Origin of the sequence: Rathayibacter sp. VKM Ac-2929, assembly GCF_022815495.1 — a bacterium.
GTDB lineage: Bacteria > Actinomycetota > Actinomycetes > Actinomycetales > Microbacteriaceae > Rathayibacter > Rathayibacter festucae.
In genome coordinates, this window is record NZ_JALGRV010000004.1 from 511682 (window position 1) to 525473 (window position 13792).

Here is a 13792-nt window from a genome sequence, read left to right on the forward strand (position 1 = left end):
CTCCGATCCGCGCGGCGTGAACCACTATTTGATTAATCGGGGCGGACATCGCCGTCCGTTGTCCGTCCAGTCCCCGTTATCAACGCCCGAGGTTGCCCACAACTACCGATCGGCTCGGGTGCTCGGCATGATTCGAAACCGATCGGGGCGAGGCCACCTGATGGCGGACTTCGGTAGGTGAGACACCTAGACCTACTGCTAGTCGAAGTCGGTCGTGGTGCTGAGAGGGGCCCATCGAGCGATCTCGGCGAGGCGGTCGCGCAGCGCGTCTTGGACGCCATCGACCGCGTCCGAGCCCAGCAGCAGCCGGAACGGTGCGGAGTCGGCGCGGACGACCTGCACGATCGCGCGCGCGGCGCGGTCGGGGTCACCGGGCTGGGTGCCGTGAGTGGTGTCGTTCTCTTTGCGACGCCTACCCGCCGTCTCGGCGTAGTCGTCGATGATCGTCCTCGACTGGGTGAGCGAGCGGCCGGCGAAGTCGGTCCGGAACCCTCCGGGTTCGATGACGACGACGCGGACGCCCAACGGTCCCACTTCCCGGTAGAGGGCGTCCGAAACCCCCTCGAGGGCGGCTTTCGTCGCGGAGTAGTACCCGGAGGCAGGACCTGAGCGCGGAGCTGCGATGGAGGACACGTTGACGATGGTGCCCGCGCGACGCGCGCGCATCTGCGGGAGGACCTGCATGATCAGGTCGACCGAAGAAGTTCGTCGCGAACAGCGCGTCGACCTCGTCGGCACCGGCTTCCTCGACCGCGGCCCGGAAACCGCGGCCCGCGTTGTTGACCAGTACATCGATGCCGCCGAACCGCGCCGACGCCGCCTCGACGGCGGCGGTGACCTCATCGTGGTCAGTGATGTCGAGGCGGACGGCGAGCGCTGTGTCCGGATGCGCGGTGACGAGGTCGCGCAGGCGGTCAGGATCGCGGGCCGTGACGACAGCATTGTCGCCACTTCTCAGGACCTCTCGAGCGAGGGAGGCGCCGAGGCCGGAGGAGGCGCCGGTGATGAGCCACGTGGTCATGGTGTCGTCCTGTCTGATTCACAGAGCGCCTTGCTGATGGCGTGCGCGGGGACCACTCAGTATCGTTCGTGCGGCTGTGTCAGGCCGACGGGCGAACAAAGTCATGGCCCTCGTCTGGCGACGGGAACGGTGCGTTCAGTCCGTCTCCGGGCCACGGCAGTAGACGCAGTCAGGCGAGCACGGTGCTTCCACCGGCGGTCGATCAGCAGCACGTCCGACCAGGGCCGGTCGGACCGGTGATGCCGGTGCGAGCCGCGCCAGTACCGCTGGAGCACTCGGGCTCATCTGCGTGCCCGCGCCCGCGCGAGGATCGCGTACAGGGAGATGGCGATGACCAGGATGCCTCCGTTCACCATCTGGGAGACCGCGGGCGGCACGTTCAAGAAGGGCATCGCGTTGTTGAGGAGCGAGATGAAGATCGAGCCGAGTAGTGCTCCGATGAAGGAGCCGCGCCCGCCGGTCATCACAGCGCCGCCGAGGAACACCGCGGTGAAGCAGGCGAGCGAGTAGCTGCTGCCGACCGCGTTCGATCCGACTCCTGTCTGCGAGGCGAGGAAGACGCCGGCGACGACGGCACCGAGGGCGCAGAGGATGAGGGCGCGCGAGCGGATCGCGTTGACGTTCCAGCCGATGCGGCTGCTCGCCTCCTCGTTGAAGCCGGCGGCGCGCAGCGCGAGGCCCGAGGTGCTCCGGGTGAGCCAGATCTCGAGGCCGATGGCCACGGCGACGAGTACCGCGAACGGGGCTGGGATGAAGGCGACGCCCAGGCTCGCGAGTGATCCGAGGTCGGGAGCGATGATCCCGCCTGATTGGGGGCGGAGCACGATGGCGGTGCCGGCGACGATGCCCAGGGTTCCGATCGTCGCGACGACCGAGTTGACCTTCAAGCCGATCACCATGAGGGCGTTGAGTCCGCCGATGGCCAGCGCGATAGCGAGGAGGACGAGCACCGTGACGAGGATCGGACCGCCCTCGAGGCTCGGCAGCGTGAAGGACATGGCCACGACCGTGAGACTCATCGTCGAGCCTATGGAGATGTCGAATCCTCCGGAGAGCAGGGCGAGCTGCTGGCCCAGGGCGACGATCGCGAGGGGGAGGGTCGCGAGGAGGAGGTTCGCAAGATTGCGCGAGCTCCAGAAGACGTCGGAGTTGATGCCGGTGTAGATCGCGACGACGGCGATCAGGGCGACCAGGATCAGAACGGGTACGTTGATCGGGAGTCGGGCCTTCCACTTCTCGAAGAAGGTGGGCTTGCGGATCGTGCGGGTGGCGGCGGTGTCGGTGGTGTTGACGAAGCTGCGCACGATGGCGGCCTCGGAGGGCGGATCGATGATCTCCTCGACGATCTGTCCGCGCGACATCACGTAGACGCGGTCGCAGAGTCCGGCGAGCTCGCCGGCGTCCGAGGAGTTGACGACGACGGCGACGCCCTCCTCGGCGGCGCTGACGAGCATGCGGTAGATGTCCATGCGCGCTAAGGCGTCGACGCCCTGAGTGGGCTCGTCGACGATGAGGACTTTCGGCTTCTTGAGCGCGGGCCGGGCGAGGACCGCCTTCTGCTGGTTGCCGCCGGAGAGGGCGCCGATCGGCTGGTAGGGCGAGGCGGCGACGATGTTCAGTTGCTTCGAGGCGGCCGCGAACGCCGTTCGGAGGCGTCCTCCCGGCGCGGTACCGACCGGTCCGGCATCGGAGCCGAGCTGGGTGGTGACGTTGTCCATGACTGAGAGGGGGGCGAAGACGGATTCGATCGCGCGATCACCGCTCTGGAAGCTGATGCCGGCCTTCAGGGCCGAGGAGGGGCTGGGCGAGGACAGTGCGGCGTCGTCGATGAGAATCGTCCCGCTGTCGTATTCGAGGCCGATGACGCCGCGGAGGAGGGCGCGCTGCCCGTTGCCCTCGGCGCCGGCGAAGCCGACGATCTCGCCGCCGCGCACGGAGAAGGACACGGGGCCGTAGCTCGGTCCGGTGAGATCGACCGCCTCGAGGCGGTTCTTGTCACTGGGAGCTGCGAGCCGGTCGGGGAACTTGAGGTCGGCGGGAACGCCGACCATCAGCTCGACGATCGTGTCGACGTCCCAGTCGTCGGCGTCATAGGTCCCCTGGATGACTCCGGAGCGGATGACGGTCAGGCGGTCCGCGAGACGCCGGACTTCGGCCAGGCGGTGGCTGACGTAGATGATCGCCATGCCGTCCTTTCGGCACAGCTGGATGAGGTGCTCGAGGTGCGCGGCGAGGTTCATGTCGAGGGCGGCGGTCGGCTCGTCGAGGATGAGCACGTGCGGCTTCTGGATCATGGCGCGGACGACCTCGAGGAGCTGCCGGGAACCGGGGCCGAGGTCGTCGACGATGTCGGTCGGCGCGAAGGGTGCCGTGTACGTCCCGAGGATCGACACGAGATCGTCGGGGCAGGGCTTCCCTATCGCGTTGTAGGAGAGGGCGATGTTGTCGGCGACCGAGAGCTCGTGGACGAGCGAGGTGTCCTGGTAGGCGGTGCCGAGGCCGAGGATCCGGGCGCGCTTCACGCCGCTCCCGGTCGAGAGCTCGCCGCCGATGCGGACCTCACCCGAGTCGGGGGTGAGCACGCCGGAAGCGACCTTGATCAGAGTCGACTTGCCGGAGCCGTTCTCGCCGACCAGAGCGTGGACCTCGCCGGGACGGCATTCGAAGTCGACCTGGTCGAGGGCCTTCACGCCCGGGTAGGTCTTCGTGACTCCGCGGAGGGAGAGCGCGGGGACCGTCAGGTTCGGCGCTTCCTGCAGCGGTGTCGACAGGGTGTCGGCCATGGGCGGGACCTTTCAGGACGTGGTGGTCGAGGACCGGAGTGGGGTGGTGCGGGGTCCGATGATTCAGAACCCCGCACCAGATGGGGTGCAGGCGACGCCTGGTCAGTTGGCGGCGAGCGCCTGCGAGATCTGCTCGTTGGTGAGGAGGCTCGAGATGATGGCGTCGGCGGGGATGTCCTGCCAGTCGGTGTCGAGGACGTCGCTGGTGGGCGCCATCGGCAGGTCGATGGTCACCTCTGAGGAGACGTCCTCGCCGTGGGCGAGCTGCATCGCGGCGGTCACGGCGAGGCGGCCGAACCAGACGTGTCCGTTCGAGACCCAGGAGTCGAGCTGCACGCCGGCGTCCTGGGCGTTCTGCACTGTGGTGAGCCAGGCGTAGGTCGAGACGCCCGAGATGACGGCCGGCGGGGTCTCGCCGGCGTCGATGAACGGCTGGACGAGACGGTCGGCGGAGAAGTCGTACACGATTGCGCCGGGGACCTGGCCGGAGGCCCGGAGGGCGTTGGCGGCCTGAGCCTCGCCCTGCGAGTTCCAGTTGGTGAATCCGCCGGGGAGCTCGGTCCAGCCCGCCGCGTTGAAGGCTTCCCGCGCGCACGGCTGCCAGGCGCCGGCGTTGTCGTTGCCGGCGATGCCGGTGAAGAGCATGTACGTCGACGGCTCGGTGATCGAGCTCGTCAGCGCCTCGACGCCGTTGGTGTAGGTCTGGCAGAGGCCGGTGGGGAAGTCCGTCGTCAGCAGTGTCGAGGTGTCGTCGGACACCGGCGTGTTGACGTTGATGATGGTGATGCCGGCGTCGGCGGCCTCCTGCAGCGCCGAGTTCATGGCCCCGCCGAGGGCGAGGTCGACGATGATCACGTCGACGCCCTGGGTGATCAGGCTCTGCACGTTCGAGATCGACGCGGCGATGTCTCCGTTGGAGATGCTGTAGTGGATCTCGCTGACCTCGGGGTAGGCGAGCAGCTGCGCGGTCGTCTCGGCGCGGTTGACGTTGGTGTAGGCGTTCGCGGTCACGAAGATGGGGATGCCGACCTTCAGCGATCCGTGTCCGGTCTCGCAGACGGGCTGACGCAGGCACTCCTCGAAGAGGGCCTGGTTCTCGTCGCTCAGCGGTTCGGAGGCGACGGCGAGGGCATCGGCCACGATCGGGTCGAGATCGGAGACGGGGACGTCGGTGAGGAACGCCTTGCGGATGGTGGCCGCGAACTGCTCCTGGTCGACGTTCTCGGGGGTGATCGTCGTGGTCTCGTCGGACACCTGGGCCGCTTCGCCACCCCCGCCGCTGCTCGTGGTGGTCGAGCAGCCGGTGAGGATCAGGGTGAGCGCTCCTCCGAGAGCGAGGGCGCTCAGGGCGAGGCGACGGCTGCGTCGTGCCTGCCCGAGAGAGGTGAACTTCATTGTCGGGTCTCTTCTCTAAGGGGGGTGGGGATGTCGTGGTGGGGAAGGAGGATCCTGCGATCCCGAGGTGATGTGGACCGCGGACTTCAGGACGTCGTACGGCGGAGGCTGCCGAGTCGGCGCGCTCCGGTGTGGAGCGCCCGCCAGATGGCGATCGCGGCGACGGCCACGACCAGGGACACGCCCTGGAAGATCGTTCCGACTCCCGTCGGGAGTCCCGCGATCGCGATGACCTGGTCGAGGAGCTGGAGGAAGACGCTGGCGGCGATGACGGGTGCGACGCTGCCCGGCCCGCCGTTCATCGCGACGCCGGCGATGGCCGCCACGGTGACTGTCGCCAGCTGGTAGGGGGTGCCGATCGAGGTGTCAGGAGTGCCGATGAACGAGGCGACGAGGACGCCGGCGAGGCCGTAGAGCAGCCCCGCCAGAGCGAACACGCCGAGCTCGATCGCGAGCACGTGCGCGCCGAGGGTGCGTGCGGCTCGCCGATTGGCGCCCACCGCTCCCACCATGCGTCCTGCCCGGGTGCGGGAGAGGCTCAGCCCGAGCAGAACCGCGACGACGATCGCGAGGAGGAAGCAGACGTTGACGTTGAGGAAGGAGGTCCGGGCGAAATCGGTCAGCGCGGCGGGAGCGGCTCCGGTGAGCGAGAAGGACACGCCGGTCCAGAGCCCGATCGCACCGGACGCGATGCCCAGGGTGCCGAGCGTCACGATCAGCGAGTTCAGCCGGAGGACGGAGATCAGCACGCCGTTGACCAGGCTGAACGCCACAGCGACGGCGAGTGCCAGAGCGATCACGAGCGGGAGGTTCGCGCCGGGAACTCCGTAGCGGACGACGATCCCGGCCGAGATCGCGATCATGGCGGGGACCGAGAGGTCGAGCCCGCCGATCATCAGGATCAGCATCTGCCCGAGCGCCGCCAAGGTCAGGATGCCCGCGAGCGCGGTGACCACCGAGATGGACGGCCCGCGCATGCTCGACGGCGCGAAGGCGGCTGCGACGAGGATCAGCAGGGCCAGGGCGGCCCAAGCGGCGAGGTAGCGCGTCGGCAGTCGGTATTTCAGGTCAGTCAGCCAGCGCTTGTTCGTCCGGGGGACGGTCGGGACGGCAGCGAGTTCGATGTCGAAGCTGCGATCGTGCTCGGCGAGTGGCACCGGTGCCTCCATCGGTATGAGGGGAGTCGACTCCCCACGGCTGGGGGAGCGGAGTAGGTCTCTGCACAGCGCTGAAGCCGTGCCGGGTTCTCCCGTTCATCACGAAGCTTCGCTGCCTGACGTTGAAGTTATCCCGCACTGTGGGACTTGTCAACGAGTTTCGACATCATTCTTCACCGATGTGCCGAGCGTGGTGCCCGCCGTGGATTGCGGTCAACGCTGTCGCGCTGCGCAGTGATGCGGGCAGCGCTGACACCTACCCGTCAGAGAGCGACGGTCATCTCGTCTCGGATGGCCGGGCCAGGGTGGCGACTACTGCGGCGAGGGACTGGTCGTCGCCGACGTTGCCTGCGAACACGATGTAAGGGATGTTCGCGGCCGGTCCGTCAGCCGGCGCCCAGAGGGAGACCAGACCGGGCAGCATCGGGCCGCGCACGATCGCATGTCGGATGGCGAGACCGAAGGCGGCCACGTCACTCGAGGTGATCCCGCCTTTGGCGATGACATAGCGAGGTGCCCGTGCTGCCAGGATGCGCTGCACGATCAGGACCACTGCAGCAGACACTCGGCGCGAGATCTCCAGACTCTCCTCCCGATCGCTCGTCCGCACGAGGGTGCGACTGGTGTGCACGACGACATCTCCACGCCCGAGTGCGTCGATCGCTTGGCTCACGATCGAGTCGATCTGATCACCGGCTCGGTCGCCGTCGAGCACTGCGGCGATATCCACCTCGAGAGTCGCCTCGACCTGGCCGCCGTTCTCGAGGACGAGGAGTTGCCGCGAGGTGAGACCGACGTGAGAGCCGACCACGATCAGCCCGCCGATAGAGTCGCTCCCGGCCAACCCATAGACCTCGTCAGCCGTCAAAGGGGGATGAATCTCCTGCCCGACCCGAGCGCGAACGAATGGGGGGCCGACTCTGTACAGCAGAGTGGCGCCTCGTTGCTCCGCGCGGTCGAGCCCGAGTGCGAGCAGACGCAAGTCGTCCTCGGTCACGGCGTCGACGACGACATAGGTTCCGCCTGTCAGGCCGGCAAGAGCCTGAGCGACCGCCTCGGGCCCTGACCGCACGATCGAGAGATCGAGCAGAACGACGTCCTCGGCGGCTACGCGGCCTTGGGTCTTCTCGGTCACGTAATCCCGGAGATCGGAGCTCTGGTACCCGAATGTGGCGTCACGAGCGAACTCCGTCTCGGAGACCGGGATGAGGTTATCGGCGTCGCGCATGTAGTGCACTCCGCCGACGGTGATTCTCCCCGCGTCCGGGAAGGCGGGGACCAGCACGATCGCATCGATCTCCGCGCCCGTGAGTTCTCGTAGGGCATCTGCGATGACGTCCGTCTCGAGCGGGAAGTGGCCTCGGAGGGTGGAGTCCCCGCGGCTGACGAAGGCGAGACGGAGTCCGAGGTCCGAGGCGACGAGGCTTGCATTGCGCACGATCTCACGGTTGCGGCGAGCAGTGGTGACGGCGTCCAGACTCCGTGTGTTCGTGAGCACGTAGACGGCCGGACGTCCGAGACTCAGAGCCCAGTGGAAGTCGCTCGGATCCCACTGCGTGAGCACTGGCAGGTCGGCGACCGACTGGGTGCCGGTGGGGTCGTCATCGAGGACGATGAGCACACGAGCCGATGTTTCTATCGCGCTGCGCACGTCGCCGGCGCTCACAGGCACATCCACGGGGTAGTTGGCCAACGCGGCTGACTCTTTGATCATGGTCGATCCTTCCCGCTGAGAGGCTGCGCTGCTCGGTCAGCGGACTGCGCTGACATGAACGGCCGAGATGACGCAGGGGCGGTCACTCCGATTGCTCCATGCGTGCTTCACGCCGCGGATGACCGTCGTGTCGCCGGCCTGCAGGAGCTTCTCGCCCGCGTCGACGAGGAGATGGACCTCGCCGTACATCACCGAGACGATGTCGATCGTGTCCGTGATGTGCATGCCTGGTGCGTCACCCGGTTCAGGAACTACTCCGGACTGGGCGAGGAGCCGGGCGTAGCCGGCCTGGTAGTCCCACTCGCTGTCGGGGGCGAACGCCGTGATGTCGTAGCCGTATCCGTTCGGGGGAGGCGGGATGACCGAGGCGTCTCCGGGCCCGTTGGGTGCGGTGACCGGCGTGGGGACGCTGAGGCCCTGCCAGAGCTGGTTGCGGGTGTAGCCGTCGCCGACCAAGCGGTCGGTCGTCGGCTCGTCGCTGAGGAACACCGATCTTCCGTCGCCGTCCACGCCGGTGACGATGAGGCGCGAGCGCAGCGAGCGGTGCTCGCCGGGCTCGGGAGCCGCGGAGGCGCGGATCTCGTGTGCGAGCGCTGCCTCGACCTCGGCGTTGTCGACGAAGATCCGCTGATCGGTGAAGTGCCCGTCGACGATGGTGATCCGCGAGGCGGCCTTCACCTCGAGGACGACGCCACTGTGCAGTGTCCACCGGCCGATCGATTCGAAGAAGACGGTTCCGCCGTCCTCCTCCCAGGCGTTCACGAGTTCGTGACCCAGCGAGACGACCCGGTCGAGCATGGCGCTGAAGGCGGAGACGACCTGCTCTCGGCCGCGGATCTCGGACCCGCTGTTGAACGTCAGCGTCATGTCCTCTGCGTAGTAGGAGCCGAACAGGTCGGGATCGTTCGCCTCCATCGCTGCGTAGTACTCGGTCAGCAACTTCGTCGTTTCCGGACGCGCGCGCACGGCGACCCTGCCTTTCAGGAGTGGAGGGGAGAGCTGTCAGCGCTCGAGGGGGAACGACGTGTACACGAAGGTCGCGGGTGCGCCGGAGGTGTTGCGCAGGTCGTGCATGCTCGCCGGCAGCACGATGCTGTCGCCGGGCGCCAGCGAGACCTCGCCCTCCTCCAGCACGATGTCGAGCAGACCCGTCGTCATCGTGATGATGTGGAGGGAGTCGTCGAAGTGCAGGTCGGCGGCCCACTCCGTCGAGACACCGCTGAAGGGCGCGATCGTGAGGATCCGCACCACTGCCCCGTTCGGCGGCGCCGGGAGGGAGCCCTCGCGCCGCGGGTCGGTCGCGTCGTCCAGACGGGCCGGGATGCTGTCCTGGCGCCAGATCTCCTGCAGGGTCACGTGCGCCGAGGGGCGGACGATCGGCAGATCGAAGGCGTCGCCGACAACGGTCGATCGGCCGTCGTCGTCGAGCCCGACGAGCACGCGGCGGTGGGTCGAGTCGCTCATCACAGACCCACCGTCTGGCCGCCGTCGACGACGAGCGCATGGCCGAGTGTGAATCCGCCCAGGTCGGAGCAGAGCCAGAGGATCGCGGAGGCGATCTCCTCCGGGCGACCCATCCGGCCGATCGGCTCCTGCGCGATTACTCGCGCGCGGCCCTCCGGGGTGCCGCCGGAGAAGCGGTCCATCATCGGGGTCTCGATGATTCCCGGGCAGATCGCGTTGATCCGGATGCCGCGGGCTGCGTAGTCGAGTGAGGCGGCCTTGGTCAGCCCGATCAGGCCCCACTTGGTGGCGCAGTAGGCCGCCTGACCGCTGATCCCCACGACACCGGCTCCGGAGGAGATGTTCACGATCGCGCCGCCGGTCTCGCCCATCGCGATCACTTCGTGCTTCATCGAGACGAAGACGCCCCGGAGGTTGATGCTCATGAGGCGATCCCACTCCTCGTCGCTCGTCTCGGCGAGCTCCTTCGGCGGCTGCTCGACTCCTGCGTTGTTGACGCCGAAATCGAGCCGACCCAGGACAGCCGTGGTCGAGGCGACGGCCGCCTCGACGGACGCGCTGTCGGACACGTCGCACACCGCGGTGTGAGCGCGGCGACCGGCGGCCTCGATCAGTGCGGCGGTTGCTCTCAGTGACTCCTCGTTCAGGTCGGCGACGGCGACGTCGGCACCGGCCTCGGCGAAGGCGACCGCGGTGGCGCGACCGATCCCCGATCCGCCGCCCGTGACGAAGGCGACCTTTCCTGCGAACTGCTCTGTGGTCATGGCGGGGTCCTTCTCGGATCGGAGGCGGCGCGCGTCAGTGCGCGCCGCCGGAGCACAGGGGGAGTGTCAGACGGCGAGTTCGGCGACGCGCTGAGCGAGCAGGTCGACACCGATGCGCGGGCTTGCGAGGACGGTAAGTCCGGTCTTCTCCTGGAGCGCGGGCGCCAGTCGCGACATCGAGGCCTGGGCCAGCACGATCAGGTCGACCGTCCGCGCGAGGTCGAGCGCCTGCTCGAGGATCATCGCGTCGTGCTCCTCTCGGTCGCCCGCCATCAGCGTGTCGAACGCGCCGGCGCAGAGACGCTGCTCGAGGGCGACCTCGCGGCCGATCCCGTCGGCCGCTGCCTGGATGAGGTCCGACGTCGGCCCCAGCGTCGTGGGCACGGTGGCCAGGACGCCGATGCGGGTGCCCTGCTGGGCGGCCAGCAGGGCCATCGCCTCGTCGATCTTCAGGACGGGCGTGTGCACGTTCTGCGCGGCGACGTCGAGCGCTGGGCCGAGGGAGGAGCACGCCGAGAAGATGATGTCGGCGCCCGCGTCCTCGGCTGCCTTGGCGAGGTGCACCATGCGGGCTTCGCTCTTGGGGGAGATGCCCTGCTCGCGGACGACAGTGGCGAGGACGTCCGAGTCGACGAAGTGCAGGACTTCGGCATCGGGGATGAGCTCGGCGATGAGATCGTTGATCACCGGCTCCACTGAGACGAACACGAAGCTCGTGTGCAGGATCGCGATCTTCTTCGACATGGTGATCTCCTTCGATTCACAACGGGATGACAATATCCCGCAGTATTGGATTCTGCAACTCGCCGACGGCAGGGCGACCGCTTACTAGGACCGGGTAGGACTGCCCCGGACGCCCGCGATCAGAGCTGGATGTAGACGCTCTTGGTGTAGAGGTAGGTGTCGAGGTGCGCGGCGGTGCCCTTGGCTCCGTATCCGCTCGTCTTCGTGCCGCTGAACCCGACCATCGGGTCGACGAGTCCGTAGCAGTTCACCCACATCGTTCCGGTGTGCACTCCGCGGACGACGCGCAGCGCGGTCGAGATGCTCTGCGACCAGACCGCTCCGCCGAGGCCGTACTCGCTGTCATTGGCGATGGCGATGGCCTCATCGACGTCGTCGAAGGGCAGGATCGACAGCACCGGGCCGAAGATCTCCTCCTGCGCGATGCGCATGCTGTTGGACACTCCGCCGAAGACGGTCGGCTCCATGAAGTAGCCGTTCCCCATTCCTTCGGTCAGCCGGTTGCCGCCGGAGAGGAGCTCGGCTCCCTCTGCGACGCCGATCTCGACGTAGGACAGCACGGTGTCCAGCTGGGACTCCGAGATGACCGGCCCGAGGGCGGCGGAGTCGTCGAGGCTGTGCCCGACGCGGAGCCCCTCGACGTAAGCCAGTAGGCGCTTCGTGAACTCGTCGACGATCGAGCGCTGCACGAGCACGCGGGTGCCGGCGTAGCAGATCTGCCCGGAGTTCGCGAAGACGCCCATGGCGACAGCCGGCACCGCGGTGTCGAGGTCGGCGTCCACGCAGACTATGTCGGCCGACTTGCCGCCGAGCTCGAGCTGGAGCTTCTTGATGTTCGAGGTGGACGCCTCGATGATCCGGCGACCAGTCTCGGTCGAGCCCGTGAAGGCCACCCGGTCGACGTCGGTGTGCGCCGCGAGCGCGGTTCCCGCCTCGCTGCCCCTGCCGGTGACGACGTTCACGACGCCGGCGGGGACGCCGGCCTCGAGGAGGATCTCTGCGACACGCAGCACCGACAGCGACGCGTACTGCGCGGGCTTCAGCACGGCCGTGCAGCCGCTGGCGAGGACCGCGCCGATGATCCAGAGCTGGCTGTTCAGCGGGCCGTTCCACGGAATGATCCCGCCGATCACGCCGACCGGTGCCTTGAAGGTCATCGTGGCGACGTCGCCGGGCAGGCCGTTCATCAGCGTCTCGCCCGAGATGGTCAGCGCCTGGGCGGCGAAGAACGCGAGCATCTTCTTCATGGTCGCCTTCGAGGCGCGCACTCGGGCGATTGGCGTGCCCATGTCGAGCGACTCGATCTGCGCCAGCTCCTCGAACCGCTCCTCCAGAACGGCAGCGACGCGGTGGAGCAGCGCCTGGCGCTGATAGGGGGTCCAGGCGCTCCACTCGCCCTCGAACGCGGCGCGGGCGGCGGCGACTGCGCGGTCGATGTCGGAGGCGTCGCCCGACGAGAAGCGCGCGAGCACCTCTCCGCTGGAGGGGGAGACGGTGGACAGGGTCTGCCCCGAGGCGGCGGGGACCAGCTCGCCGTCGATGACGAGGAAGTGCTCGGGACGCTCGAGGAAGCGGCGCGCCTCGTCGCCGAGGGGGAAGTCGCCGTGGGTGGTGGTCATGACAGTCCTTTCACAGTGGTCCGGAGCATCCAGTGATCTGGAGCGTCCTGTGGTCTGGAGCGTCGCTCAGTCGAAGAGGAAGACGCCTTTGCCGATCTGGCGGCGGTCGAAGAGGTCGTAGGCGCGCTCGGCGTCCTCCAGCCGGAAGTCGTCGGTGAACAGGGACTCGACGTCCAGGCCGCGCTCGGCGACGAAGAGGGCGCACTCCTCCTGCTGGTTCTTGCTGAAGGTGAGGGAGCCGAGGATCGTCTTGTGCCGGTGGATGAGCTCGTCGCTGTCGAGGTCGAACGAGCCGAAGACGCCGACCATGCAGGCCGTGCCCCACGGACGGACGGACTGGATCGCCTGACGGCGCACGGCCGAGACGGCGCTGCACTCGATCGCCTTGTCCGCCCCCGCGCCGTCGCGGGTGAGGGCGCGGATCGCGGTCACGGCGTCGGTCGCACTCGAGTCGACCAGGTGGTCGGCGCCGAACGACGCGGCCATGGCGAGCCGGGAGGCGTCGACGTCCACCGCGATCACGCGAGCGCCGAGCGCCTTGGCGAGCATCGTGCAGCTGAGCCCGACGGGACCCTGCCCGAAGACCACCACGGTGTCGACGGCTGTCAGCTCGACGCGCTGCAGGGCGCCCCACGCGGTCCCCGTGCCGCACGAGATCGCCGCTCCGGTGGTGAAGGAGAGCGAGTCGGGCAACCGGATGAGCGTGTGCGCGGGGACCTTCATGAAGTCCGCGTGCGCGCCGTCGCCGTCGAGCCCGCCGAACACCGTGCGTCCGTTCGGGCAGTACTGGGTCCAGCCGGAGCGGCAGAACCGACAGGTGCGGCAGCCGTCGTAGTGGTGCACCATGACGCGGTCGCCGACGCGGGCCTCGCTCGGGCGCACCGCGTCGCCGACGAGCTCGACCACTCCGCACGGCTCGTGGCCTTCGATGACCTGCTCGGACGCGGAGCGGCGCGGCCCGCGGAGGTGGTGCAGGTCGCTTCCGCACATCCCCGACGCCTTGACACGGAGGACCACCTCGTCCGGTCCGGGAACCGGATCGGGGTAGTCGCGCAGCTCGAGCTCGCCTTCGCCGAGGAACACCACGGCCTTCATGCGCGGGTCTTCTCAGTCATGTCGGGATCTCCTTCG

10 protein-coding genes and 1 pseudogene are annotated in these 13792 nt (G+C 68.2%); all 11 read right to left on the reverse strand.

Annotated elements, in window-relative coordinates:
• Positions 1-198 precede the first annotated feature (198 nt).
• A pseudogene (locus tag MT355_RS15030) lies at positions 199-1021 on the reverse strand (oxidoreductase).
• A 281-nt stretch (positions 1022-1302) separates the two neighbouring features.
• Positions 1303-3804: an ATP-binding cassette domain-containing protein gene (locus MT355_RS15035; RefSeq protein ID WP_243600143.1), complete on the reverse strand. Its 2502-nt coding sequence runs from the start codon at positions 3802-3804 to the stop codon at positions 1303-1305.
• 102 nt (positions 3805-3906) lie between these two features.
• Positions 3907-5199, reverse strand: coding sequence for a substrate-binding domain-containing protein (locus MT355_RS15040; RefSeq protein WP_243600144.1), 1293 nt, complete (start codon positions 5197-5199; stop codon positions 3907-3909).
• Between the two features lie 86 nt (positions 5200-5285).
• The gene (locus MT355_RS15045) at positions 5286-6356 is read right to left on the reverse strand and encodes an ABC transporter permease (RefSeq protein WP_243600145.1); all 1071 of its coding nucleotides are present in this window, start codon (positions 6354-6356) and stop codon (positions 5286-5288) included.
• Between the two features lie 277 nt (positions 6357-6633).
• On the reverse strand, positions 6634-8070 hold the full coding sequence (locus MT355_RS15050) for a four-carbon acid sugar kinase family protein (protein WP_243600146.1): 1437 nt from the start codon (positions 8068-8070) through the stop codon (positions 6634-6636).
• A gap of 36 nt (positions 8071-8106) precedes the next feature.
• A complete protein-coding gene (locus MT355_RS15055) occupies positions 8107-9036 on the reverse strand; it encodes a nuclear transport factor 2 family protein (protein WP_308197401.1) in 930 nt (309 codons plus the stop codon).
• A 36-nt stretch (positions 9037-9072) separates the two neighbouring features.
• Positions 9073-9534, reverse strand: coding sequence for a hypothetical protein (locus MT355_RS15060; RefSeq protein ID WP_243600148.1), 462 nt, complete (start codon positions 9532-9534; stop codon positions 9073-9075).
• Positions 9534-10298 carry an SDR family NAD(P)-dependent oxidoreductase gene (locus tag MT355_RS15065; protein ID WP_243600149.1) on the reverse strand — a complete coding sequence of 255 codons (765 nt, stop codon included), beginning with the start codon at positions 10296-10298 and terminating at the stop codon, positions 9534-9536. The genes MT355_RS15060 and MT355_RS15065 overlap by 1 nt, the downstream gene beginning before the upstream one ends.
• A 66-nt stretch (positions 10299-10364) precedes the next feature.
• Positions 10365-11042, reverse strand: coding sequence for an aspartate/glutamate racemase family protein (locus MT355_RS15070; RefSeq protein WP_243600150.1), 678 nt, complete (start codon positions 11040-11042; stop codon positions 10365-10367).
• A gap of 119 nt (positions 11043-11161) precedes the next feature.
• Positions 11162-12661, reverse strand: coding sequence for an aldehyde dehydrogenase (locus tag MT355_RS15075; RefSeq protein ID WP_243600151.1), 1500 nt, complete (start codon positions 12659-12661; stop codon positions 11162-11164).
• Positions 12662-12727: 66 nt separating this feature from the next.
• Positions 12728-13756 (reverse strand): zinc-binding dehydrogenase, encoded by a 1029-nt coding sequence (locus MT355_RS15080; RefSeq protein ID WP_243600152.1) that lies wholly within the window; start codon positions 13754-13756, stop codon positions 12728-12730.
• Positions 13757-13792 lie beyond the last annotated feature (36 nt).

What these genes read in the sequence shown, in the direction of transcription:
- MT355_RS15035 (WP_243600143.1), bottom strand. Translation starts at nt 3,804, where the DNA reads ATGGCCGACACCCTGTCGACACCGCTGCAGGAAGCGCCGAACCTGACG.
- MT355_RS15040 (WP_243600144.1), bottom strand. Translation starts at nt 5,199, where the DNA reads ATGAAGTTCACCTCTCTCGGGCAGGCACGACGCAGCCGTCGCCTCGCC.
- MT355_RS15050 (WP_243600146.1), bottom strand. Translation starts at nt 8,070, where the DNA reads ATGATCAAAGAGTCAGCCGCGTTGGCCAACTACCCCGTGGATGTGCCT.
- MT355_RS15060 (WP_243600148.1), bottom strand. Translation starts at nt 9,534, where the DNA reads ATGAGCGACTCGACCCACCGCCGCGTGCTCGTCGGGCTCGACGACGAC.
- MT355_RS15065 (WP_243600149.1), bottom strand. Translation starts at nt 10,298, where the DNA reads ATGACCACAGAGCAGTTCGCAGGAAAGGTCGCCTTCGTCACGGGCGGC.
- MT355_RS15070 (WP_243600150.1), bottom strand. Translation starts at nt 11,042, where the DNA reads ATGTCGAAGAAGATCGCGATCCTGCACACGAGCTTCGTGTTCGTCTCA.
- MT355_RS15075 (WP_243600151.1), bottom strand. Translation starts at nt 12,661, where the DNA reads ATGACCACCACCCACGGCGACTTCCCCCTCGGCGACGAGGCGCGCCGC.
- MT355_RS15080 (WP_243600152.1), bottom strand. Translation starts at nt 13,756, where the DNA reads ATGAAGGCCGTGGTGTTCCTCGGCGAAGGCGAGCTCGAGCTGCGCGAC.